Consider the following 22,817-nt stretch of genomic DNA (forward strand, 5'->3'; position numbering starts at 1 on the left):
CAGGATGGATGGCACGCACCGGCAGGTTCATGGCGCGATGGCCGGCGCGGCCGGTTGCAGATGGCCCAAGCCGAACACCTCGGCATGCGTGCTCGCTGCTGCTCCTTCCTCCTGCGGCTCCAGCACTGCCCAGACGTTGGCCTGCAGCAACGGTGCCACGCGAAAGGACTCCTGCTGCGGCAGGATCTGCACCGACAACTGCCCGGCCGCGCTGCACAGCAGGCGTGCCCGCAGATGCTGCCGCCAGATCGGCCGGGCCTGCATCGGCGCTTCTAATGCGACGCGCAAGCCATGCTCAACCGGCATGCCCAACAGACCGCGCAATGCGGGCTCGACGAAAAATCGCAGCCCGGCCGCACTGGCCATCGGGTTGCCGGGCAAGCCCACATACAGCGCGCCATCACCAAAGCGTGCAAGCAGTATCGGTTTGCCCGGTCGCACCGCAACCTTATGAAACAGCACGTCGGCAGCATGACGTGCCAACGCATCCGGGATGAAATCGTAACGACCACGCGAAACCGCGCCGGTACTCAGGATGAGATCGGCACCGGCATGGCGGGCCTGTGCCAGTGCCGCATCGAACGCAACATCGTCGTCGCCCACCTGCCCGCGCCACACGACCTCGGCACCGGCGGCATGCAACTGAGCCAACAGATAGCTGCTGGTGCCATCGCGGATCTGGCCCGGCAGCAGGGGGTGTGCGGGGTCGCCGATCAACTCGCGTCCAGTGGCCATCAAGGCCACGCGCGGCTGCCGCACCACCTGCACATGCGCGCAGCCCAGGGCGGCGAGCAGCATCAGGTGCGCACCGCGCAGCACGGTGCCGGCATCGATCACGCGATCGTGCAAGCGCACGTCTTCGCCGCGACGGCGGATGTGCTGGCCCGCACGCACCGGCTGGCGCAGGCGGATGCGGCAGGGGCGCTCGCCGTCGTGTTCGAGGATCTGCACTTGCTCGATCGGCACCACCGCATCGGCACCCGGCGGCACGCCGGCGCCGGTCATGATTTCCCAGGCCGCACCGATCGCGGCCGCACCGGCGTCCTGCCCTGCCGCAACGGTGCCGCTCACCACGTACTCGCTGTCTGCCAACGCACCCACCCCCGCGGTCGCCAGTGCAAACCCATCCATTGCGCTGTTGTCGAAGGGCGGCAACTCTGCCTGGCTCGACAAGGCGTCGGCGAGCACGCGGCCCTCGGCGTCGGCGCTTGCCACCCACTCGCTGGCGAGGGTTGCGACGTGCGCGTGGACCAGCGCGAGTGCTTCGGCATAGCTGATCATGTGCAGGACAGTGCCGACCAATGGATGACCCGGCTAGGATACCGGCCCCTGGCGCAGCAGGTACAGGCGTGGCCGTTGCGGCGGCGTATGTCTATCCGCCATGTGTTGGGCATCCCTGAGCACTACGCTTGAAGCTGCTCGAACGGTATGCAGACAGTGTGCGCTGCAAGGTTGCAGGCCTTCCTTCAGCAACTGCACGCATGCAATTCGTCGACTTCGTGGGCTGGCTCGCCAGCATCATCCTGATCGCCACCTTGATCCGGCAGATCTACCAACAATGGCGCTCCGATGCCGCGCAGGGCGTCTCGCGCTGGTTGTTCCTCGGCCAGATCAGCGCCTCGGTGTTGTTCATCCTCTACAGCTATCTGGTTGGCAACGCGGTGTTTATCGTCAGCAATGTGCTGATCCTGCTGACGGCCCTGACTGGCTACGCATTGCAGCGGGTCAAGCGCCGCAAGTTGGAACGCGCAGCGTAGATAGGCTGCGTCGACTCCGGCCGGCCGGTGAGCTGATCAGCTGTTCTTTTTCGCCGACTTGCGTGGTGTCGCCGATCCGGCTGTGGTCCTCTTTGCGGCGATCTTCTTCACCGCTTTTTTTGCAGTGACACTCGACGTCTTCTTCGCGGCCGCCTTGGACACAGCCGCCTTTTTCACTGCGCCCGGCTTGCGCACCTTCGCCACAGGCGTGGTATCCGGCGCCGCTTCAGCGGGCGCATCCGGCACGCGCACGCTGATCCAGGTCGGTGCATGATCGCTGGCCGTTTCCAGTGCACGTACCCACTTGTCGACGCCGGCATCTTGCAAGCCGGGCCCCAGCGTGCGATTGAGCAGCAGATGATCGATGCGCAACCCACGGTCGCGCGCAAAATGCTGACGGAAGTAATCCCAGAACGTATAGATCGGCGTCTGGCCGTGAATTGCCGGCAAGCTATCGGTCCAACCCTGCGCTAGCAGGGTCTGGTAGGCCTCACGGCTTTCCGGCTGCAGCAGGGCATCCTTGCGCCAGCCCTTGGGGTCGTAGATATCCGCATCGGTGGGCACCACGTTGAAGTCGCCGATCAGCGCCACGGGATGCGGCAGGTCCACCAGCGTTTTCGCGTGCCGGATCAGGCGCTCGAACCATGCAAGCTTGTAGTCGAACTTCGGCCCGGGCTGCGGGTTGCCGTTGGGCAAGTACAGGCAGGCCACCACCACGCCATGAATCGCCGCCTCCAGATAGCGGCTCTGCGTGTCGCGCGGATCCCAGGGCAACCCGCGACGAATTTCCACTGGCTCGGTACCCCGCGCAAGCAGTGCCACACCATTCCAGGACTTTTCGCCGTGCCAAATCACACCGTACCCGGCATCGCGGATCGCCTGCTCAGGAAACGCAGACTGCGTCGACTTCAATTCCTGCAGGCCCACGATGTCCGGCTGCTCGCGTTGCAACCATTCCAGCAGGTGCGGCAGACGGCTGGCAATACCATTGACGTTGAACGTCGCGATCTTACGTGAGGTGCCTGACATGGGCATGCAAGTGGCCGCTTCCGTGGTGCAACAGCATGACCGCCGCCTGATGAAGCCGATGCTCAAGCGAGGTGAAGCTGCACTGCGTGACACGGCCCGCGCTCACGCCTGGCAAACCGCCCACGCTCTTAGCTTGAAGCACACTCATTGATGGGAAGCGCCATGCGACATTCCGCACTGTTGATCGGCGTTGCGCTCTGCACCAGTTGCTCGCGCAGCCCGCCGTCGGTCACCCCGCCGGGCGCACCGGAAAGTGCCAAGACCAATGTGCTGGAAGCCGGCGCGAAAGTGCTGCAACCCAGCGGCCTGGTCGGCAAGCTGGACATCTATCTGGTCGGTTTTCATCCGATGAAGGACGCACCAGATGAGCAAATGGAGGCGCATCACTATTGCCAGCAGGTCAACGAAGATCTCGCGCAATGCGCGCTCTACGACGGCAATACCGACCGCGCCAACCTCACCGGTATCGAATACATCATCTCCGAGACGTTGTTTGCGCAGTTGCCGGAACACGAGCGCAGCTTCTGGCATCCGCATAACGGTGAGATCCTTTCCGGCCAGCTTTCCGCTCCCAACCTGCCGCAGCTCGCCGAGAAGGAATTGATGCGCAGCAAGATCAACAGCTACGGCAAGACCTGGCACACCTGGCATTCGCGCAAGGGCACCACGCCCGGCGACACCTTGCCGCTGGGCGAGCCGATGCTGGCGTGGTCGTTCAATCGCGACGGGGAACTGCAGCAGCGGTTGGTTGCACAACGCGACCGGGCCGTCTCGGTGTCCACCGCAGAACGCCGCGCCAACCGTCAAGATCTTGTGCCGCTGGCAAAGCCACAAGAGGGCGTGGATGCATTGCGTGCACATTTTTCCGATGCCCAACCCATTCCTGGCGTCACGGACGCAAAGGGCAGCCATCCTTGAGCCCAGAAGAGGCCCTGCTGCACACGTGCAGCAGGGTCAGGCGTGGTGCACGTGCGTGGCAATGCATGCAGGTCAGGAAGAACGCCCGATGCAGCTGGCAGCGTGCGCGCACCATGCGCTTGTTACGCACGCCGGATGGCAAGCAATTTTCTGCCGCGCTCGCAGGCAACTCAGTGCTGCCAAGGTCTCTGGCGCTAGGGAACAAACCCCGCGCGCACGCACCCATCGTGCTTGTGTTTGAACATGTCGTAGCCCCGCACGGCGTCTTCCAGCGGCATCTTATGGGTCAGCAGAAAGCCGGATTTCAATCGTCCAGCCTGCGCCAGGTCCAGCAACTTGGGCACGTATCGCTGCCCGTGCTGCTGCGCGGTCCGTACCGTCAGGCCCTTGTTCATCACCGCACCCAGCGGAAACTTGTCCATCACCCCGTACACGCCCAGAACCGACAGGATGCCGCCTTTGCGGCAGGCGAGGATGGCCTCGCGCAGCGCCTGGCCGCGATCGGTGTGCAAGTGCAAGGCCTGCTTGACCCGATCGTAGGTATGGCCGATGCCGGTGCCATGGGCCTCCATGCCGACCGCATCGATACACGCATCCGGACCACGCCCTCCGGTCATTTCGCGCAGGACATCCACCACGCTGTCGACCGCCGAATAATCGATCACCTCCACACCTAATACGTCGCGCGCCATCGCCAGACGCTTAGGCAGCCGGTCGATGCCGATCACCCGCTCTGCGCCCAGGATGCGCGCGCTTTGCTGCGCCATCAGCCCCACCCCACCACAACCCCAGACCGCCACCGTGTCGCCGGGCTGGATATCGCAGAAGTCTGCACCCATGAAACCGGTGGGACCTGCATCCGACAGAAATAGCGCATCCTCATCGGACACACCATCAGGCACCTCGAAACACCCGACATCCGCGTGCGGCACGCGGATGTAGGTGGCGTGCGACCCTGCGTAGCCGCCAAAGGCATGCGTATAGCCATAAATGCCGGCGGTTGGATGCCCAAGCAGCGGCTCCTGCATCTCCCAGTTAGGGTTGGTGTTGTCGCACAGCGAAAATTCCTTGCGCTCGCAATGCCAGCAACCGCCACAGGAGATAAACGACGGCACCACCACGCGCTGACCCACACGCACGTTCTTCACCGCGGTGCCTACCTCCACCACCGTCCCCATGAATTCATGGCCGATGACATCGCCCTCGCGCATGGTTGGCAGGTAGCCGTCGATGAAATGCAGATCAGAACCACAGGTCGTGGTAAGCCCGACTTTCAGGATCACATCGCGTGGGTTGACCAGCACCGGGTCGGACACGGTTTCCACGCGCAAATCGTTAACGCCATTCCAGCAAAGTGCTCGCACGGAAAAGCCCTCCTTAAGAATGCGCGTGCGTCGACGCACGCGCCGCTGGGGTATGCAACAAGGTCGGCACCTCACCGGCTTCCAGCCATGCGCGCAGCCGCCGTAGTCCCTTGCCGGCCAGCACGTACGGCGCGGGATTCACCAACTTGGTCAACACCTGCGCCAGCATGCCTTCAACCGCGTAGTGCAGACTTAGCGTCGCCTCGCTGGCTTCGCGCCCATGTGCAGGGTGCACCTGCAATACGATGGTGAGCTGCAGCCCATGCTCGCCCTCGGCGTCGTAACGCACCGACTCGCCCAGCCGCGCATCGGCGCGGCGCAGGGTCAGCTGCACATCCTGATGCAGTGGTGCATGCAGCTTCCAGCGTGACGCCTGGCCGTCGCCGGAGACCAGTTCGGCGGCGCCTTCCAGCACGCGTTGCTGCACATTTGCATCACACCAGGCATCCAGTATCTGGTGAGGTTCGGCACGAATGGTCATGCTGCGCACGATGTGCGTGCCTTCATCGTCGGTGCCTACCGGATTGATCGATAAAGCAGCCATGGCTTAAAGGGCTCCTACGTTCTTGCCGGTGGCCTGTAGCGCCTTGGCACTACTCAGATGATCGGCGACGTGATGGCGCGTGGTCTGCAGGTGTTCGAGCACCGGCGGAGTCTTTACCTGCGGGATCAGCTTGTTGTCGAGCGCCGTCAATGCATCGCTGTGGTCTTTCACCATCGCGGTGATATAGGCCGTTTCGAACGCATGACCGTCCAGCTTTTGCAGCTTGGCCAATTCCGCCTTGCCCTTTGTCATTTGCAGCTTTGCCCCCGTGGCGGACGTGTCCGGTTGCCACTTGGCGATCTTCTGGTTGTTGTCGGTATGCTCCTTGACCATGCGCGTGGCGTAGTCGCGCGCGCCGCCTTGCACCTGCTTCTGCAATGCCAGATTTGCCGCGTTGATTTCGCTGGTGTTGATGGCACTCAGGATGCCGAGCGCCTCGCGCTCGTCTTCGCCAGGTGTCGCTGCGCCTGCGGTTTGCTGCCCGGCGGGCATTGCAGAGTGTGTCGTGTTCTGCGCCTGCGCAGATACGCCGACGCCAACGCACAAGGCCAGGACAAGAATGATCGGGTGGCGCGTGCTCATGGAAGTCTCCAGCTGGATGATGTGGCTCGATGCTGGGCTTCGTTGCGTGACTCGATCGTCGCGCCAGCGTCGAGACCTGGCGAAGGGCGCCTGCTGCAGCGCAACGCATCGTCACATTGTATGAAGGTCGCGCAGCTGACGATTTTTCTCCAGCCTTGAATTCGCTGACTGCCACGCCACTGCGCGGCAACGCGGAAAACCGCGTCATCGGGTGACGGAGATCCTGTTCCGGAAGGACGTAATCGCCTGCATGCGCACCGCCAGCCGGCCTGCTCCGCATCAACGGCACAGCCACCTCAAGTGAAACTCGCACTGCAGCGCTGCGACGTCGACTTTGCGGCATACGCTCCGACCTGCCACATCTCTTCAGCAGTCCCGCGTCACGCCCCAGGATCGGCCGGTCCCAGCTGGTTGGCGGCCAATATCTCGTCGATACGTTTGACGATCTGCGCGGCCTGCTCCTGCGACTGCGCCGCACCGGTGATTTTCTCGGAACGGGCTCGGAACACATCCCAGAAGTCGTCCGGGTGCTGAGTGCGCATGTCCGGCAACGCTTCGGCAAGCTGTTTCAGTTGTGCATCGATGTCAGGTGTCATCACGGTCTCCTCTGCTGGGCTCACGCTACCGTTGCGCCGGTGAGCCTGATGCCAACGTCTCGCGCAGACCGCGTTATCCGCATCATAATCGGAAGCGAAAACCCAGCGTGTAAGTGCGTTCGGGCGATGCGATCTCGCGCGGGAAGTCGCCATGCCGCTGACCGAAATAATTGTTGGTTGTGGTGCCGAGCAGATTGGTGGCCTCGGCAAACAAGGTCACATGCTTGTTGAGCTCGTAATTGACGGCCGCATCCAGCCACTTCTCCCGTCCCTGATTGATCTGTTCGGGCTGATCGCCTGAGCTGTTGAAACTCACCGCATAGTCGCCGCGCCAGTTGTAGGCGACCCGCGCCGAGAACCGCGCGTATTCGTACATCAGAATCGCGTTGTAGGAATTTTTGGACACGTTGGTCACCGGCTGGCTGATACCCTCGGGCGAATCGGCCTCGGCCGAGAGATACGTGTAGTTGAGCTGACTGCCGAAGCCGGACCACCAACCCGGCAGAAAGTCGTAGAACTGCGTATACCCCACCTCCACGCCCTTCAAGCTGCCCTCGCCGGTATTGCGCGGTCGGCTGATCGAATAGACGATGCCATCGATGGATTCATCGGCTGCGTAATTCTGGATATAGCCATCGATCTTGTGATGAAAGCCGGCAACCGACAGCAAGGAGCCGGGACGGAAATACCATTCCAGCGACACATCGGCATTGCGCGATTCCACCGGACGCAGCTTCGGGTTCCCGCCATTGCCGCGCGCCGGCAACGATTCGGTGGACCGGTACAAGGCCAGCTGCGGATTGAGATCGGCAAATTCCGGTCGCGTGATCGTCGTGCTGCCGGCGAGCCGCAGCATCAGGTTTTCATGCAAGCTGAGGTTGGCGCTGTAGTTGGGTAACACCTTGTCGATACGCCGATCGATGCTGACCGGGCTCAGCACGCCATCCAGCGACTGGCTGCCCTGCAATTGCGAATCCAATCGCGTCGCGCGCGCGCCGACACGTCCATCCACAGGAATGGACCCAAGCGAGAAACCGTAATTCACCTGCGCATAGATCGCATAGCTGTCTTCGCGATCGTCGAAAAACAAGGCAGGATTTTCATCGGGCGGGCCCGGCGGCTGCCCCATCAAGGTACGCACCTGGGTGCTTTGCTGCAGCAGAAAATCCTGGTTGGCCGATGCCCAGCGCTCGCTGGTGAATGCACGCGCGCCGTCGAGCATGTTGCCGGGCGTTACCGATGCCAGGCCGGGCACGTCGCTCAAGTAGATCGGTGCGCCGCTCAGATTGTTGCGTGCGCCGGTATCCCCGGAATGATTGGTCGCCGTCCGCCTGCTTGCGCGCGCACCCACGTCCACTGATCGCAACGGCCCCAGCTCCAGATCGAAGGTGGCATCGGCCCGCCACGCCCACTCCTCGCCTTTCTGGGTGTTCCAGCTGTCGTAGTACTGACTCAGTTCCCAATTGCCTGGCGCGGTGATGTCGTACGCGCTGCCATCGGCCTGGGTGATCCAGACATCTGCAGCGCCTCCCGCCGAACGCATGTTCAATCGCGGCGCCTGCGTGTTCATGTCCAGCGTGAATGAGCGGTTCTCGGCGGTGCTATAGGTATAGGCGAGTTCGCTGCTCGCACGCATGCGCTCGCCACTCCAACGCCCACCCAGCGCAGCTTGGTAGGTGTCCGACGCGTTCTTGTGCGCCTGCGTGCTGGAGAGCGTGCGCATGTCGCGCGCCACCAGGTCGGCCAGCACGTCACTGCCCGGCCGCAGACCGACCGATTCGGTGTTCTCTGGCGTCGCCAGCCCCGGGAATGGCAACCAGTAATTCACTTGGGGCCGGTTGTCGTAACCGATGTACAGCGTGTCGACATACACCTCGCTGTTCTCGCTCGGCGCCCATTGAAACGAAAAATTCGCCGACTTGCGCTTGCGATCGCCGCGCGCCATCAATCCCCCTGCGCCGTAGGGCACGTAAATCTGCTGGGCCGGATCAAGCGGGTTCGGCTTCGCATCGTAAGTGCCATACAATGTGTTGGATTCCTGATACGGGCGGCGTTGATAGGACACGCTCCCCATCCAGCCCATGCGGCCCATCGCGGTGTCGCGGCGTTGGCTGATGGTGAGGCTGCCATTGGGAACGGTCTTGCCGGATTGATCGCCCCGCAACGCGCTTACGCTGCCGGCAATCGTGCTGTCCTGATCGAAATCGAACGGTCGCCGCAAATGCACATCGACCACTCCGGCGATGCCGCCTTCCTGAAATTGCGCGCCGGTGGTCTTGTACACCTCCACGCTGCGCAGCAATTCGGCCGGAACATCTGCCAGCTCCATGTCGCGTCCCACCGTTGTGAAGACGTTGCGCCCATCCAGGGTCGTGATGACGTTCGGCAAGCCGCGCACCAGCACCTGCCCCACTTCGCCGCCGGCGCGCGCCACCTGTACGCCGGTTACACGTTGCAAGGCCGCAGCCACGCTGTTGTCGGGCAGCTTGCCGATGTCTTCGGCCACGATGGAATCGCTGATTTCCGCATTCGATTGCTTGATCGAAATGGCGCTTTCCACGCTGCTGCGCACGCCTTTGACCTGCACCGCCTCCAACGTGGACGTGGCTGGCGCCGCGCCATCGGCGTTGGGCGCGGCCTGTTGCGCCGCCGCGTTGCAACTCATGGCCAGTCCGATGCACAAACCCAGCGGTCGATACGTGTTGGCACGCCGCGCGACGTACGCGTGCTGCGATGGAATAAGCATGATGGCCTCCTGAGGCAGGCACTGCGACGATGCGGCTGGGCGCGCTGCGCAAGACAGGCAAACCGGGCCGCACGAGCCGCACGAGGTGCTGAACGAGGCCGAATTACAGCGGTGCCGCTCGCAGTGCAGCGTGATCGCATCCGCCATCGCGCCGCGATCATGACGCGCCTTTCATCAGCAGCGAGGTGCGTGCGTGTCGTGGGCAAGATTGCACATCGCAGCTGCTGCGTTTGCGCGACAATGGCTGCATGAGCAACCACGACATCTCTCCCGCCGATGCCCGTGCCCGCGCCCTGCAGGGTGCCTTGCTGGTCGACATCCGGCAACTGCATGAGCGTGCCAGCGGCCAGGCCGAAGGTGCGATGGCGATCGCACAGCACTCCCTGGAAATGGAGCCTGCAGTCCATCTGCCCGAGCAAACCCGCGCAATCGTATTGATCTGCCAGAGCGGCAAACGCTCGGCGCACACGGCCGCCATCTTGCGCACGCACGGCTATGCGCACGTGGCATCGGTGGCCGGCGGCACCAGCGCATGGGCCAGCGCCGGCCTGCCGCTGGTACGCCCGACATTGCCGGCGGACGAGCAGGATTTTCTTGAGCGTTATTCACGCCATCTGCGTCTGTCGCAGGTCGGCCTGGAAGGCCAGCGGCGCCTGGCACGTGCACGGGTGTTGTTGATCGGCGCCGGCGGACTAGGCTCGCCGGCAGCGTTCTACCTCGCCGCAGCCGGTGTGGGGCATCTACGCATTGCCGACGACGACGTGGTGGACCGCAGCAACCTGCAACGCCAGATTCTGCACACCGAAGACAGCGTCGGCACTGCAAAGGTCGACTCCGCCGCACGGCGCATCGCCGCGCTCAACCCGCGCGTGGACATCGAGGCGGTGCAAACGCGCGTGACGGCCGACAATGTCGAAGCGCTGCTGCAGGACGTGGATGTGGTGGTCGATGGCGCAGATAATTTTCCCGCGCGGTATTTGCTCAACGATGCCTGCGTCAAACTCGCTAAACCACTGGTTTACGGCGCCGTGCAGCAGTTCGAAGGACAGGTCAGCGTCTTCGATGCCGGCCGCCACCGCGGTCATGCGCCCTGCTACCGCTGCCTGTTTCCCGAACCGCCGCCGCCGGAATTCGCGCCCAGTTGTGCCGAAGCTGGAGTGCTCGGCGTACTGCCCGGGGTGATCGGACTCCTGCAGGCGACCGAAGCGATCAAGCTGCTGCTCGGCATCGGCGCCGGTCTCACTGGCCGCCTGCTCAGTTTCGATGCGTTGGCGATGCGCTTCCGCGACATCCGCTTGCCGCCGGACCCGCACTGCCCGGTCTGTGCGCCTGGCGCGGTATTTCGCGGTTATGCGGACTACGCGGCGTTCTGCGGTAGTGCGGTTGGTTGAGGTCAGCTCATCGCCGCGGTGTGGTGTCCGTCAGTTGCCTGATTGACTTGCCACCGAAGCAACCAGGTGTATCGCTGCGTTGAGCAGTTCGGCGACGTGGGCGTGGATGGCTGTCTTCCGCCGTACCCTCACCCAACCCTTCTTCCGCCGAGAGCGGCTATCGAGCGATTCGCTCTCAATGTCGAGGCGTTCGCTTTTTCGAAGCGTCGCTTTTACGCCACGACCAAAACGCTTACGCAATTATCCTGCGCGTTGACGCGCCCCGCACGCCGCATCCCCTGCGCATCGCGTAAACACTCCAACCAGGCGCGCGTCATCCTGCCGGGCACCATCGATCAAGCAAACGCTCACAACGCGTACGGAATCACCCGCACGATCTCGCCGGCCTCGAAGCGCCGCGCCTGCTCGGGCAACACGATCAATGCATTGCTGTCGGCCGCGCCACGCAGTAGATGTGAGGCGTCGCCGCGGTGCGGCAGTGCGGTCAGCCGCCCATCTTCGCCGCATTCCAATCGCCCACGCAGGAATTCCAGCCGCTCATGGCGCTTTTCCCATGGGCTTGCCAAGGCCGCATGCCAGACCGGGCGCGGCTCGCTGCGTCCCTGCAATCCATCCAGCAACGGTACACCGTAGGCAATCAGCGTTGCCAGCACCGAGACCGGGTTGCCCGGCAGTCCCAAGACCAGGCAGCGACCAATCTGCCCCAACACCGCCGGCATTCCCGGGCGCATGCGCACACGCCAGAAATGGATGCGCCCCAATTCGCCGATCAGACGCGGCAGATAATCCTTTTCGCCAGCAGAAACGCCGCCGCAGGTGATCACCACATCGAACGCCGCGGCCGCATCTTCCAGCATGGTGCGGATACGTTGCGGGTCGTCCGGCAATGTCGGCCAGGCGGTCGGCGCGTAGCCCAACGCACGCAGTTGCGCCATCAGCATGTCGCGGTTGCTGTTGTAGATCTGTCCCGGGCCGAGCGGCATGCCTGGCTCGATCAGCTCATCGCCAGTGGCCAGCACCGCAATGGTCGGGCGCGGCGCGACCGCAAGCCGCGACACCCCCAGCGCAGCAGCCAGACCGATGCGTGCAGGCGTCAGCACCTGCCCGGCCTGGATCACCAGATCGCCGGCGCGTACGTCGCTGCCGGCCAAGCGCACAGCTGCGCCCGGTGCAGGCGTGGTCTGAAACCGCACCATGCCGTCGCGTTCGTCGGCATCTTCCTTGGCAATCACGGTATCGGCGCCATCGGGCAGTGGCGCGCCGGTGGTGATACGCAGGCATTGCCCGGCAGCCAGTGTGCCGGCCCAGCGCTCGCCGGCAAACTGTTCGCCAACCAGCTGCAACGACGCATCGCCGGCCGCAATATCGGCGTGCCGCAGCGCAAAGCCATCCATCGCGCTGTTGGCAAACGGCGGCAGCGCCAGCGGTGCGATCAGGTCGCCTGCAGAAATCCGCCCATCGGCACGCGAGGTGGCGATGTTTTCATCGGGCGAACGGTTGCTGGCCGCGACACTGTGCAGAATCTGCAGCGCCTGCGTGTACGGAATGCGGGAAGGATGATCGGTCATGCCGCGCAGGATACCAGCGCATCGCCAACGCGAAGGATGGCGGCACCACCCGGCCGCCGAAGCAGGAGATGGGCCTTAATAACGCGCTGCGCTACGAGCGACTTTCGCTTGCACCTGCACGCGCCGCCACGAGTGCCCAAGAACGAACGCATGCACGCGGCAGGAACTGTCTCAAGCCTCGATCGAACGCTCAGGAAGATGCACGAAACGTGCAAATCCCGGGCTCTGAGAACGATTTACCGCGCGCAAGCCACAGATCCACACGCCTCCCGCACCGCCTGGACATCACGCCTCAGGCGGCCTGCGCGCCGTTACTTCCCTTTGACATGCCGCATCAGGCGCCGCTTGCGGGCCACCTGACGATCGGAGAGCGGATTCTTCTTGCCCTCGTACGGATTGGCGCCCTCACGGAAGATGAAACGCACCGGCGTACCAACCAGCTTGAAACGCTTCCGGAAGAAGTTTTCCAGATAGCGCTTGTACGATTCCGGCAACACCTTCAGGCGCGTGCCATGCACGATGAAGGTCGGCGGATTCGCGCCGCCCGGGTGCACATACCGCAGCTTGGAGACATGCCCGCGAATGCTCGGCGGCGGGTTGGTCTCATAAGCGATTTCCAGCGCCTGGTTCACTTCGCTGGTGCTGAACTCATGCGTAGCCGATGCATGAGCGCGGTGAATCGCGTGGAACAGCTCGCGCATGCCCGAGCCGTGCAATGCGGAAATCCGCACCGCCTCGGCCCAGTTGACGAAGCCCAGCTTGCGCGACAGCAGATCTTCGGCCTGCGCACGCTGGTAATCGCTTTGCCCGTCCCATTTGTTGATCGCCACGACCAGGGCACGCCCGGCATCCAGGATCGCGCCGAGAATCGTCGCGTCCTGATCGGTCACGCCTTCGGTGGCGTCCAGCATCAGCACCGCGACCTGGCATTGCTCGATCGCCTGCAGCGTCTTGAACGCGCTGAATTTCTCGACCGCCTCTTCCACCTTGCCGCGACGGCGCAGGCCGGCGGTATCGATCAGGCGGTACTGCCGGCCATCGCGCTCAAGGTCCACCGCGATCGAATCGCGCGTGGTGCCCGGCACTTCCGAAGCGATCATGCGTTCTTCGCCCAGCAGGCGATTGACCAGGGTCGACTTGCCCACATTCGGGCGCCCCACGAAGGCGATGCGCACGCGCGCCGGGTCGTTGTCCAGCAGCTCGCCGGCCCCTTCCTCGGGCAACCGCGCACCCACCTCGTCAAGCAATTCGTCGATGCCCTGCCGATGCGCGGCAGACAACGCCACCACGTCGGAGAAGCCGTAGCGCGCGAATTCCGAGCGCACGGTTTCTTCGTCGGTGCCGTCGATCTTGTTGATCACCAGCACGGTCGGCCGCGCCAATTTGCGCAACCAGGCAAGAATCTCGTCATCGAGCGAGGACGCGCCTTCGCGGCCATCGACCACGAACAGCACCAGATCGGCTTCGCCGGCGGCGGCCCGTGCCTGGCGGGCCGTGGCCCCGGCAAGACCTTCCTCGTCGCCGGCGATACCGCCGGTATCGACGACGATGAAGGGCTGCTGCTCGTCGAGACGGCAGACCCCGTAGTTGCGGTCGCGAGTGACGCCGGGCTGGTCGTGGACCAGCGCGTCACGGGTGCGCGTCAGCGCATTGAAGATGGTGGACTTGCCGACATTGGGCCGTCCAACCAGGGCGACCAGGGGCAGCATCGCAAGATCCTTATTGTGCCAACCGGAAGGCGGTGAGATCGCCGTCGGTGTTTTGTACCAGCAAAATGCCGTCGACCACCTGCGGCTGCGCCATCAGCGTATCGCGTCCAGCACGTGCGCGCGCGGCCAGTGCGCCGTCGCTGAGTTTCAGCCAGTGCAGATAGCCCTTGTAGTCGCCAACCACGGCGTAATCGCCCTGGATGGCCACACCGGTCAGCGAACGGCGTGCCAACGCAGCCTGCGACCACATCGCCGCACCGCTGCTCTTGTCCAGTCCCCACACCGATCCGGCATTGTCCGATACGACCACGACCGCCGACGACACACCAACGCCGCCGGCGCCGCCATGATCGCGCGTCCACAGCGGGCGGCCGCTCGGGCCTTCCAATGCGAGGGTTTCATTCTTGAAGCTGGTCGCATACAGCGTGGTGCCATCCAGCACCGGCGCGCCATCGACGTCGGACATGCGCTCCAGCTCGGTGCGGCCTTCCGGCACGCCGATGGCCTGCTCCCACAACGGGCGACCATCCTGCAGCGCCAGCGCACTCAAGGTACCGCTGTCGTTACCGAGGAACACCACGCCCGGGCCGGTCACGATGGGCGCATTGCCGCGGACGGACAAGGTCGGGCCTTCTTCGGCGTGGAACCAGCGACGCTCGCCGGTTGCGGCATCAAACGCGGTCACCCGACCGTCGTTGCTACGTACCAGCACCAGGTTCTGTGCGATGGCCGGCGCAGCGATCACTTCGTTCGGCACTTTGGCCCGCCACTTTTCAGTGCCGTCGGCCTGGTTCAAGGCAATCACATCGCCGGACAGGCTACCAATCACCACCAGGCCCTCGCCTACACCGGGACCACCGGATAGACGCTGCTTGAACTTGCGGTCGTTACGCTCTTCTTTCTTGGGCTTGTATTCCCAGACGCGCTTGCCGGTCTGCAGGTCAAGTGCCTCTACGCCACCGGTGATCGCCGCTGCATATACCTTGCCGTCGGCCACGGCCGGGCGCTGACGGACGCCGATATGCCCTTCACCCTTGCCGACGCCGGCAGACCAGATCTTCTCGACCTTGACCGATGGCTCGAACTTCACCAGCTCGGCAGGTTCCTGCGCCTTCTTGGCGGCAGCATCCTTCCCGGCAAACCAGCCCTTGACGGTGCTGCAGCCAGCCAGCGACAGACCCATCAAAGCAATCAACGCAACGCGCTTGTACATATCAACCTGCTTCATCAAATCTGCTCCGCCGGATCGGGTACCTTGCCGCCCACATCCATCAGCTTGGTTTCCAGCAACCGGCGCTGCGGCGAGGCCACATCCACCGTGGTCAGGGCCTTGGTGTACAGCGCACGGGCCTCATCCGGCTTGCCCTGCACGACCAGCGCATCGGCGCGGATCTCCAAGCTGGCGTGATCCTGCGCCTCGGCTAGCAGCTTGATCGCTTCGTCCGGCTTGCCGCTTTCGGTCAGCAGGCGCGCCAGGCGCTGCTGCACGATCTGCTTGAGCTCGCCTTCGGCCGGGACATCGCGCAAGGTCTTGATCGCCTCGGCATTCTTGCCGGCATCGACCTGGGCCTTGGCCAGACGCAGCGCCGCCAACTCGGCGTAAATGCCGCCCTTGCCGTCGTCCAGCGCCACGATGTCCTTGGCGGCCTTGTCCAGGTCCTTGGCCTGAATCGACTTCACCACCGCCTCGTAGCGGCCATTGGCCTCGACCAATGCGGTGTTGGTGCGCGTCTGCCACCACTGCCAACCCAGGATCAGTGCCAGACCAAGCAGGACACCGCCCACCAGACCCGCGCCATTCTTTCTCAACCAGGAACGAACGCGTTCGCCTTGTTCGTGTTCGTCCAGCAGATCGTCGATCGCCATGCGTACTCTCGCTCCGTCATCCCGGAGGCGCGGAACATCAAAGGGATAAATGAAAAACCGCAGTCCGCCTCACTCGGAAGCAGGTACCACGGAGCCGTCGGAGGATACCGCAAAACGGGCCACGTTAGCGCGCTGGAACGGTTTCACATCGACGATACTGCCGCCTTGCTGAACCTGTACCGCCGAGGCATTGCCGAGCACGATGCGCCCCACCTGACCGGGCGAATACGTGCGTTGTTCACCGGCACGTATCAGGGCTTTTTCGACCGCACTGCCATCCGGTGCCAGGATCTGCACCCAGCTGTCGCCGCTGAAACTCAACGACAAACTGCCGCCGGGAGCAACTGCCGCCGCAGGCGCCTGGACGTCGGCGGTAGCACGCGGCACCGGGGTCATCGATGCGATATACGGCGCCGGCTGCTCGCGCGGCGCTGCGGCGGCCTGCGTTGCTGGATTGCGTGGCGCAGCGGACTTTGCAGCCTCCGGCATGCTGTCCAAGGACACCGTGCTTGGCGCCTTGCCATCCAGATGCGAGCGCGTCGCATACCAGACCGGTACCGCGAACACGCCGGTAATGACCACATACATGGCCTTGCGCGCGGTGCTTTCGAGAATGCGCCGCGCGCGCGGCGTATGCGTGTGACTGACCAGCTTGACCGGCTCGATCGGCGCAATCGTGGCCTGCTGCAACAGCGGCTCCAGATCGACCTGCAACAAGCGCGCATAGCTGCGCAGCTGCCCGCGTACGAACACCGGCGCGCCCAGTCGCTGCCAGTCCTCCTGCTCCAAGGCGTGCACCACGTGTGCCGGCATGCGCAACTTGCCGGCCACCGCGTCCACACTCAGACCTGCCGCCTCGCGCGCTTCGCGCAAATGCTGTCCGCAGCCCTTTTCCTGCTCGAAAAGGTTCGGATTGGAATCACTGATCACAATGCATTGGCCCCGGGAGTAGCGGTCGCTGCGTCAGGGAATTCCTTGACCAACCGCTGTTGGTAACGGCCGGCAGCTACCTTGTCGCCTAGCCCTTGCTCAATCTGAATGGCGAGTTGTAACACGGAAGCAGTTGCCGGTGCAGCCGCAAGGCGGCGTTCGATAAAAGCGCGGGCTTCGAAATAATTGCGGCGCCCGACTTCCAGACGTGCCATCGATTCGAGCGCATACGGATTATTCGGGTCTAGATCGAGCGCTTTGCGCAGATCGCCCGCTGCTCGCTCAGGCTGTCCTGCCTTAAGCGCGCACCCGCCGGCATTGCCCAATGCAGACGCAGGCGAGGCGTACGTCCGGTCGGCCAGTGCGCGATCGAACCAGGTCAACGCTTCGCTGGGCGAGCCATTCGCGCACAACCAGGCACCATAGTTATTCAGCACGTCGCCGCGTTGCGGCGCGATTTCTGCGGCCCGCCGGTACGACGCACCAGCTGCCGCCGCATCGCCCCTGGCGCCCTGAATCAGCGCCAGCAGGCCGATGGCATCCGCCGACTGCGGGTCCTTTTTCAAGGCGGCGCGCACCTGATCTTCAGCGCTGGCGTAATCGCCGGTCTGCAGCCGGTTGCGGGCCAGACCCAATTTCTCCTGGACGGCCAGGCGATTCTTGGTGGCCTTGTCGTCGCGGAACGAATACACCGGCGCGACTTCCTCCACACTCTTGGCCGAGCCGGCCTTGGCATTGCGACCACCGCAACCGACCGCGCTCAGCGCGATCGCCACGGCCGCCATTAACGCGAGTTCACGCTGCCGCATCTCGATCGGCCTGCCCTTCCAATGTGCGGCGGAACTCCGCCTGGCGACGGGTGCGGTCCATGACCTGCCCCTTGAGCTGCCCGCATGCGGCATCGATGTCGTCGCCACGGGTGCGGCGAACCATCGTCAACACCTGCGCATCGAGCAGGATCTTCTGGAACGCGCGAATCTCGGTCTCGCCCGAGCGCTCATAGCGCGTTCCAGGAAACGGATTGAACGGAATCAGATTGACCTTGCCGGCGTCCTTGGACTGCACGGCGTTGTCGAACTGCCGCATCAACCTGGCCAACTGGCGCGCATGCTCCGGCTGGTCGTTGATGCCTTTCATCAAGGTGTATTCGAAGGTCACCGAATCGCGTTTCTTGCTGCTGCGCAAGTAGCGCGCGCACGACTCCATCAACTCGGCGATCGGGTATTTCTTGTTCAACGGCACCAGGCTTTCACGCAGCGCATCGTTGGCTGCATGCAGCGACACCGCCAGCGAGACGTCGCTTTCGGTGGAGAGCCGGTCGATCATCGGCACCAGGCCGGAGGTCGACAGCGTGACCCGCTTGCTGGCCAGCCCGTAGCCAAGATCGTCGCGCATCACGCTCATCGCGCGCACGACGTTGTCGAAATTCATCAGCGGCTCGCCCATGCCCATCATCACCACATTGGTGAGACGGCGCTGCTGGTGCGGCACATTGCCCAGATGGCGCGCCGCCACCCACACCTGGCCGATGATTTCGGCCGTGGTGAGGTTGCGGTTGAAGCCCTGGGTGGCGGTCGAACAAAAGGTGCAGTTCAAGCCGCAGCCGACCTGGGAGGACACGCACAGCGTGCCGCGGCCCTTGTCGGGGATGTACACGGTTTCGATGGCGTTCTTGCCGTCGGTGCCCATGGCCAACAGCCATTTGTGGGTGCCGTCGGACGAAGGCTTGTCGAACACCACGTTCGGGACGAGAACCTCGGCGTGTTGGTGCAACTTCGCACGCAGCGCCTTGCCGAGGTCCGTCATCTGGTCGAAATCGGTGACGTAGCGATGATGGATCCACTTCATCACCTGATGGGCACGGTAACGCGCCTCGCCGAGCGTATCGGCGAAGAAGCGCTCCAGACCCTCGCGATCGAGGTCGAGCAGGTTCTGCTTGCGCGGCTCCGGGGGACGGACGGAGCCGTCCTGCAGCACGGAAGGGATCACGACCTCATTCACGATTCGACTCACTCGGCCTCAGCGCGAGACCACTTCGGTGGCGGCAAAGAAATACGCGACTTCGTTGGCAGCGTTCTCGACCGAATCCGAGCCGTGGGCGGCATTGGCATCGATCGAATCGGCGAAGTCGGCGCGGATGGTGCCCGGCGCAGCGTCCTTGGGATTGGTCGCACCCAGCAGGTCGCGGTGTGCGGCAACGGCGTTCTCGCCTTCCAGCGCCTGGATCATCACCGGGCCGGAAATCATGAACTCGACCAGCGCGTTGAAGAACGGACGCTCGCGATGAACGGCGTAGAAGCCTTCGGCTTCACGACGCGACAGCTGCTTGTACTTGGCGGCCACGACCTTCAGGCCAGCCTTTTCGAAGCGGCTGTAGATGTCGCCGATGACGTTCTTGGCAACGGCGTCGGGCTTGATGATGGACAGGGTGCGCTCCAGCGCCATGGGAAGTTCTCCGTTGGGCGGGCCACTGAAGGCCCGAGGTTATCATGAAAAAAACCCGCGACAAAACGCGGGCTTAGGCTTCTTTGCGATGGTCAATTCTATCTCGTCAACGCTGCGTTTGCACACCGCCTCCTGAATCGTGCTGCGTTGCGACATGACCTGCCGGCGGGCGAGCCCGTAGACTCAAACAATCGTTTGATTGAGTCCTGTCTTCGCGCATGCCCAAGCCCGCCCACTTCTCCACCAAGGACCGCATTCTCGGTGCGGCCGAGGAGCTGTTCGCCCAGCACGGGTTCGCCGGCACGTCGCTGCGCCAGCTGACCACGCAGGCCGACGTCAATATCGCGGCGGTCAATTACCACTTCGGCTCCAAGGAAAACCTGGTCAACGAGGTGTTCCGCCGGCGCATGGACGAAATGACCGCAGCGCGCCTGCAGCAGCTGGAAGCGGCGAAGAAGTCGCAGCCCGGCGAGCTCACAGCCGTGCTCGCTGCCTTCGTCGAGCCGGCGTTGGCGATGGCGCAGGACCGCCAGAACGGCGGCGCGTTCGTACGCGTGATCGCACGCGCATATGCCGAAAAGAACGACAACCTGCGCAAGTTCCTGTCCGACCACTACGGGCATGTGCTGCGCGAATTCGGAAAGGCCATTGCCGGCTGCGTGCCGGGCCTGAGCAAGGAAGAGCTGTACTGGCGGCTGGATTTTCTTGCCGGCGCACTGACCTATGCCATGGCCGACTTCGGGCTCATCAAGCGGCCTGCGGGCGTCAGCGAGGCCGACCATCGCGCGCGCGCGGCGCGCGAACTCATTCGTTTCGCGGAGCCCGGTTTCCGCGCCCATTCCACACCGTAAACGTTCCACAAGAGGCCTATCGCTATGTCCAACCCGTTGCTAGTCCGTCGCGCCGCCGTGCTCGGTGCCGGCGTCATGGGCGCGCAGATCGCCGCCCACCTCACCAATGCCGGTGTCGACACCGTGCTGTTCGACCTGCCTGCCAAGGAAGGCCCGGCCGACGGCATCGTACTCAAGGCGATCGCCAATCTCGGCAAGCTGAGCCCTGCCCCGCTCGCCAGCAAGGCGCTGGCCGAGGCGATCACGCCAGCCAACTATGAGAGCGGGCTGGAGCAACTGCGCGACTGCGATCTGATCATCGAAGCGATCGCCGAACGCATGGACTGGAAGCAGGACCTGTACAAGAAGATCGCCCCGTTCGTCTCTGAGCATGCAGTGCTGGCATCCAATACCTCCGGCCTGGGCATCAACAAGCTGTCGGATGTGTTGCCCGAGCAGCTGCGCCACCGCTTTTGCGGCGTGCACTTCTTCAACCCGCCGCGCTACATGCACCTGGCCGAGTTGATTCCGGCCAAGGGCACCGACAAGGCCGTGCTCGAAGGCCTGGAAGCCTTCCTGGTGACCACGCTCGGCAAGGGCGTGGTGTATGCCAAGGACACGCCGAACTTCATCGGCAACCGCATCGGCGTGTTCTCGATCCTGTCCACCATCCATCACACGCAGGAATTCGGCCTGGGCTTTGACGAAGTCGATGCGCTGACCGGCCCGCTGGTCGGCCGTCCCAAGTCGGCCACCTATCGCACCTCCGATGTGGTCGGCCTGGACACCATGGCGCACGTCATCAAGACCATGGGCGACACCTTGCCGGACGACCCGTGGCATCAGTATTTCACCTCGCCGAAGTGGCTGGAGGCGCTGATCGCCAAGGGCGCGCTGGGCCAGAAGGTCGGGGCCGGCATCTTCCGCAAGGTCGGCAAGGACATCGTGGTGCTGGACCTGCACAAGCAGGATTACCGCGCCGCCGATCGCAGTGCCGCACCGGAAGTGGTCGAGATCCTCAAGATCAAGAATCCGGCCGAGAAGTTCGCCAAGCTGCGCGAAAGCGAGCATCCGCAGGCGCAGTTCCTGTGGGCGACGTTCCGCGACCTGTTCCACTACAGCGCCTTCCATCTGGCCGATATCGCCGAGACCGCACGCGATGTGGATCTGGCGATTCGCTGGGGCTACGGTTGGTCGCTGGGCCCGTTCGAGACCTGGCAGGCAGCGGGCTGGAAGCAGGTGGCGCAGTGGATCGCCGAAGACATTTCCAACGGCAAGAGCATGAGCAGCGCACCGTTGCCGAACTGGGTGTTCGACGGTCGCGATGGCGTGCATGGCGCCGAAGGCTCGTATAGCCCGGCGCGCGACGCCAAGCTGCCGCGCTCGGCGCTGCCGGTGTACAAGCGCCAACGCTTCCCCGATCCGTTGCTGGGCGAGCAGTTCTCGCCCGGCGAAACCGTGTTCGAGAACGACGGCGTGCGCATGTGGCATGACGGCGACGACATCGCGGTGGTCAGCTTCAAGACCAAGATGAACACCGTCTCCGACCACGTGCTCAATGGCTTGCAGGAAGTCGTTGGCCGCGCCGAGAAGGACTTCGCCGGCCTGGTGATCTGGCAGCAGAAGGAGCCCTTCTCCGCCGGCGCCGACCTGGCCGGCGCGCTCGGCCTGCTGCAGGCTGGCAAGGTCGATGCCTTCGAAGCATTGGTCGCCAATTTCCAGGCCACCAGCCAGCGCATCAAGTACGCGCAGGTGCCGGTGATCTCGGCCGTGCGCGGCTTGGCACTGGGCGGCGGTTGCGAGTTCCAGATGCACAGCGCCAAGACGGTGGCCTCGCTGGAGAGCTATATCGGCCTGGTCGAAGCTGGCGTCGGCCTGCTGCCGGCCGGCGGCGGCCTGAAGGAAATCGCGGTACGTGCGTCGATCGCCGCAGGCCCGGGCGGCGACGTGTTTGCCGAGCTGAAAAAGACCTTCGAAACCGTGGCAATGGCCAAGGTCTCCAACTCGGCGGTCAATGCCAAGGAACTGGGCCTGCTGCGCGCCACCGACAAAGTGGTGTTCAACAGCTACGAGAGCCTGCACATCGCCAAGGCCGAAGCGCGCGCACTGGCCGAGGGCGGCTACCGCGCCCCGCTGCCGGCACGCCACATCCAGGTTGCCGGTGACGTCGGCATCGCCACCTTCAAGATGCTGCTGGTCAACATGCTGGAAGGCCGCTTCATCAGCGAATACGACTACGAAATCGCCAGCCGCATCGCCACGGTGGTGTGCGGTGGCGAAGTCGATCGCGGCGCGCTGGTCGATGAAGAATGGCTGCTCAAGCTGGAGCGCAAGCACTTTGTCGAACTGGCCCAGCAGGAAAAGACCCAGGCCCGGATTGGGCACATGTTGAAGACGGGCAAGCCGTTGAGGAACTGAGATTTGGGATTCGGGATTGGGGATTCGTAACAGCGGATCCCCACTCTTGACGCTTCTCGCTTCAAACAAATTCATCCGCCGGGCAGGAAACATTCGGGCACCGGGATCCGCTTCGACGAATCCT

Annotated in this window: 20 protein-coding genes; 5 read left to right on the top strand and 15 right to left on the bottom strand. The window is 63.8% G+C overall.

Annotation, left to right across the window (positions count from 1 at the left end; translation table 11 throughout):
• Positions 1-27 precede the first annotated feature (27 nt).
• Entirely contained in the window at positions 28-1,302 is a 1,275-nt protein-coding gene (locus J7367_RS14995) for a molybdopterin molybdotransferase MoeA (protein WP_139792651.1), read from the bottom strand.
• Positions 1,303-1,481: 179 nt separating this feature from the next.
• Here J7367_RS14995 and J7367_RS15000 point away from each other — a divergent pair, with 179 nt between their 5' ends.
• The gene (locus tag J7367_RS15000) at positions 1,482-1,757 is read left to right on the top strand and encodes a PQ-loop domain-containing transporter (RefSeq protein ID WP_057659459.1); all 276 of its coding nucleotides are present in this window, start codon (positions 1,482-1,484) and stop codon (positions 1,755-1,757) included.
• 36 nt (positions 1,758-1,793) lie between these two features.
• Here J7367_RS15000 and xth read toward each other — a convergent pair whose 3' ends face one another.
• On the bottom strand, positions 1,794-2,786 hold the full coding sequence (gene xth / locus J7367_RS15005; RefSeq protein WP_057659456.1) for an exodeoxyribonuclease III: 993 nt from the start codon (positions 2,784-2,786) through the stop codon (positions 1,794-1,796).
• A gap of 147 nt (positions 2,787-2,933) precedes the next feature.
• On the opposite strand from xth, the gene J7367_RS15010 reads away from it, so the two are divergent.
• Positions 2,934-3,704, top strand: coding sequence for an OBAP family protein (locus tag J7367_RS15010; protein ID WP_057659454.1), 771 nt, complete (start codon positions 2,934-2,936; stop codon positions 3,702-3,704).
• A 194-nt stretch (positions 3,705-3,898) separates the two neighbouring features.
• On the opposite strand, the gene J7367_RS15015 is transcribed toward J7367_RS15010, so the two are convergent.
• The 5 genes from J7367_RS15015 to J7367_RS15035 all read right to left on the bottom strand — a co-directional run bounded on the left by J7367_RS15015 (position 3,899) and on the right by J7367_RS15035 (position 9,536).
• Positions 3,899-5,068 (bottom strand): zinc-dependent alcohol dehydrogenase, encoded by a 1,170-nt coding sequence (locus tag J7367_RS15015; protein ID WP_057659452.1) that lies wholly within the window; start codon positions 5,066-5,068, stop codon positions 3,899-3,901.
• Between the two features lie 13 nt (positions 5,069-5,081).
• Positions 5,082-5,612: a hypothetical protein gene (locus J7367_RS15020; protein WP_057659449.1), complete on the bottom strand. Its 531-nt coding sequence runs from the start codon at positions 5,610-5,612 to the stop codon at positions 5,082-5,084.
• A 3-nt stretch (positions 5,613-5,615) separates the two neighbouring features.
• The gene (locus J7367_RS15025) at positions 5,616-6,194 is read right to left on the bottom strand and encodes a DUF4142 domain-containing protein (protein WP_022559146.1); all 579 of its coding nucleotides are present in this window, start codon (positions 6,192-6,194) and stop codon (positions 5,616-5,618) included.
• Between the two features lie 380 nt (positions 6,195-6,574).
• Positions 6,575-6,790, bottom strand: a complete 216-nt coding sequence (locus J7367_RS15030; RefSeq protein ID WP_042675080.1) for a hypothetical protein — start codon at positions 6,788-6,790, stop codon at positions 6,575-6,577.
• A gap of 82 nt (positions 6,791-6,872) precedes the next feature.
• Positions 6,873-9,536, bottom strand: a complete 2,664-nt coding sequence (locus J7367_RS15035) for a TonB-dependent receptor (protein WP_057659448.1) — start codon at positions 9,534-9,536, stop codon at positions 6,873-6,875.
• 185 nt (positions 9,537-9,721) lie between these two features.
• Between J7367_RS15035 and moeB the strand changes: the two genes are divergently transcribed.
• Positions 9,722-10,927, top strand: coding sequence for a molybdopterin-synthase adenylyltransferase MoeB (gene moeB / locus J7367_RS15040; protein ID WP_176214978.1), 1,206 nt, complete (start codon positions 9,722-9,724; stop codon positions 10,925-10,927).
• Between the two features lie 347 nt (positions 10,928-11,274).
• Here the strand turns inward: moeB and glp are convergent, their stop codons facing one another.
• The 8 genes from glp to ndk all read right to left on the bottom strand — a co-directional run bounded on the left by glp (position 11,275) and on the right by ndk (position 19,445).
• Positions 11,275-12,495: a gephyrin-like molybdotransferase Glp gene (glp, locus tag J7367_RS15045; protein ID WP_057659445.1), complete on the bottom strand. Its 1,221-nt coding sequence runs from the start codon at positions 12,493-12,495 to the stop codon at positions 11,275-11,277.
• A 311-nt stretch (positions 12,496-12,806) separates the two neighbouring features.
• The gene (gene der / locus J7367_RS15050) at positions 12,807-14,204 is read right to left on the bottom strand and encodes a ribosome biogenesis GTPase Der (RefSeq protein WP_007963808.1); all 1,398 of its coding nucleotides are present in this window, start codon (positions 14,202-14,204) and stop codon (positions 12,807-12,809) included.
• A gap of 10 nt (positions 14,205-14,214) precedes the next feature.
• Positions 14,215-15,432 (bottom strand): outer membrane protein assembly factor BamB, encoded by a 1,218-nt coding sequence (bamB, locus tag J7367_RS15055; protein ID WP_057659444.1) that lies wholly within the window; start codon positions 15,430-15,432, stop codon positions 14,215-14,217.
• On the bottom strand, positions 15,432-16,070 hold the full coding sequence (locus J7367_RS15060) for a tetratricopeptide repeat protein (protein WP_007963810.1): 639 nt from the start codon (positions 16,068-16,070) through the stop codon (positions 15,432-15,434). Before J7367_RS15060 ends, bamB begins: the two co-directional genes overlap by 1 nt.
• Before the next feature lie 69 nt (positions 16,071-16,139).
• Positions 16,140-17,000 (bottom strand): helix-turn-helix domain-containing protein, encoded by an 861-nt coding sequence (locus J7367_RS15065; RefSeq protein ID WP_007963811.1) that lies wholly within the window; start codon positions 16,998-17,000, stop codon positions 16,140-16,142.
• On the bottom strand, positions 16,997-17,785 hold the full coding sequence (gene pilW / locus J7367_RS15070; RefSeq protein ID WP_057659442.1) for a type IV pilus biogenesis/stability protein PilW: 789 nt from the start codon (positions 17,783-17,785) through the stop codon (positions 16,997-16,999). The genes J7367_RS15065 and pilW overlap by 4 nt, the downstream gene beginning before the upstream one ends.
• A 10-nt stretch (positions 17,786-17,795) precedes the next feature.
• Entirely contained in the window at positions 17,796-18,989 is a 1,194-nt protein-coding gene (gene rlmN, locus J7367_RS15075; RefSeq protein ID WP_254894380.1) for a 23S rRNA (adenine(2503)-C(2))-methyltransferase RlmN, read from the bottom strand.
• A gap of 30 nt (positions 18,990-19,019) precedes the next feature.
• A complete protein-coding gene (ndk, locus tag J7367_RS15080) occupies positions 19,020-19,445 on the bottom strand; it encodes a nucleoside-diphosphate kinase (RefSeq protein ID WP_007963814.1) in 426 nt (141 codons plus the stop codon).
• A 218-nt stretch (positions 19,446-19,663) separates the two neighbouring features.
• Between ndk and J7367_RS15085 the strand changes: the two genes are divergently transcribed.
• Entirely contained in the window at positions 19,664-20,296 is a 633-nt protein-coding gene (locus J7367_RS15085) for a TetR/AcrR family transcriptional regulator (RefSeq protein WP_007963815.1), read from the top strand.
• Between the two features lie 24 nt (positions 20,297-20,320).
• The gene (locus J7367_RS15090; protein ID WP_007963816.1) at positions 20,321-22,693 is read left to right on the top strand and encodes a 3-hydroxyacyl-CoA dehydrogenase/enoyl-CoA hydratase family protein; all 2,373 of its coding nucleotides are present in this window, start codon (positions 20,321-20,323) and stop codon (positions 22,691-22,693) included.
• Positions 22,694-22,817 lie beyond the last annotated feature (124 nt).

The organism is Xanthomonas sp. D-36-1, from assembly GCF_017746155.1.
Lineage (GTDB): Bacteria > Pseudomonadota > Gammaproteobacteria > Xanthomonadales > Xanthomonadaceae > Xanthomonas > Xanthomonas cissicola.

What these genes read in the sequence shown, in the direction of transcription:
- ndk (WP_007963814.1), bottom strand. Translation starts at nt 19,445, where the DNA reads ATGGCGCTGGAGCGCACCCTGTCCATCATCAAGCCCGACGCCGTTGCC.
- J7367_RS15060 (WP_007963810.1), bottom strand. Translation starts at nt 16,070, where the DNA reads ATGGCGATCGACGATCTGCTGGACGAACACGAACAAGGCGAACGCGTT.
- J7367_RS15035 (WP_057659448.1), bottom strand. Translation starts at nt 9,536, where the DNA reads ATGCTTATTCCATCGCAGCACGCGTACGTCGCGCGGCGTGCCAACACG.
- J7367_RS15030 (WP_042675080.1), bottom strand. Translation starts at nt 6,790, where the DNA reads ATGACACCTGACATCGATGCACAACTGAAACAGCTTGCCGAAGCGTTG.
- J7367_RS15085 (WP_007963815.1), top strand. Translation starts at nt 19,664, where the DNA reads ATGCCCAAGCCCGCCCACTTCTCCACCAAGGACCGCATTCTCGGTGCG.
- J7367_RS15090 (WP_007963816.1), top strand. Translation starts at nt 20,321, where the DNA reads ATGTCCAACCCGTTGCTAGTCCGTCGCGCCGCCGTGCTCGGTGCCGGC.
- J7367_RS15020 (WP_057659449.1), bottom strand. Translation starts at nt 5,612, where the DNA reads ATGGCTGCTTTATCGATCAATCCGGTAGGCACCGACGATGAAGGCACG.
- J7367_RS15025 (WP_022559146.1), bottom strand. Translation starts at nt 6,194, where the DNA reads ATGAGCACGCGCCACCCGATCATTCTTGTCCTGGCCTTGTGCGTTGGC.
- der (WP_007963808.1), bottom strand. Translation starts at nt 14,204, where the DNA reads ATGCTGCCCCTGGTCGCCCTGGTTGGACGGCCCAATGTCGGCAAGTCC.
- glp (WP_057659445.1), bottom strand. Translation starts at nt 12,495, where the DNA reads ATGACCGATCATCCTTCCCGCATTCCGTACACGCAGGCGCTGCAGATT.
- bamB (WP_057659444.1), bottom strand. Translation starts at nt 15,432, where the DNA reads ATGAAGCAGGTTGATATGTACAAGCGCGTTGCGTTGATTGCTTTGATG.
- xth (WP_057659456.1), bottom strand. Translation starts at nt 2,786, where the DNA reads ATGTCAGGCACCTCACGTAAGATCGCGACGTTCAACGTCAATGGTATT.
- pilW (WP_057659442.1), bottom strand. Translation starts at nt 17,785, where the DNA reads ATGGCGGCCGTGGCGATCGCGCTGAGCGCGGTCGGTTGCGGTGGTCGC.
- J7367_RS15000 (WP_057659459.1), top strand. Translation starts at nt 1,482, where the DNA reads ATGCAATTCGTCGACTTCGTGGGCTGGCTCGCCAGCATCATCCTGATC.